Genomic DNA, 587 nt, shown 5'->3' with positions numbered 1-587 from the left:
TTATCCGATACATTTTGCATAGAAGAGCTTATCTCTTCAATAGCAGCTGCTGATTGTTGGAGTGAGCTTGCTTGAGTTTGTGAACCACTTGTTAGCTTTTCCATAGAGATTTTTAATTCTTCACTTTGTTTAGCTAGATCTTGTGCAAAGCTTGCTGATGCTCTAAGCATTGCTTTAATTTCTTCTCCTAGAGTGTTAGTTACTACTTCTACTCTACCTTTTGCATCTTTTACTTCTGTGCTAAAATCTAGTTTAATAAAGCTATCAAAGACTCTATTTAATTCTGGTAAATCTTTACCAATAGCAGTAGCTAATAAATCCATAAGTTGATTAACAGAATCTCTTAGAGTGTTTAAATTTGGACTAGAACCATTAAGAGTGATTTTTCTATCTGCATAACCACTTCTTGTTCTTTCTATCACACTTAAAGATTCTTCTACTAATTTTGCATCTTGTTCTAAATTGTTTTTAGTCTTTTCAATATTAGTATTAATAGCTTTAGCCATAATGCCAAATTCATCATTGCTTTTTACATTAATAGGCTTAGGAGCATTTTTGCTTTCATGGTTTAGGTAGGAGAAGAAACC

General features: G+C 32.2%; 1 pseudogene. It reads right to left on the bottom strand.

Annotated elements, in window-relative coordinates:
• Nucleotides 1–587 (bottom strand): annotated as a pseudogene (locus B6S12_RS11320) (methyl-accepting chemotaxis protein); the annotation flags it as partial.

The organism is Helicobacter valdiviensis (genome assembly GCF_003245365.1).
Lineage (GTDB): Bacteria > Campylobacterota > Campylobacteria > Campylobacterales > Helicobacteraceae > Helicobacter_D > Helicobacter_D valdiviensis.
The sequence above is the reverse complement of the archived record's forward strand: the minus strand, read 5'-3'. Positions and strand labels throughout refer to the sequence as shown.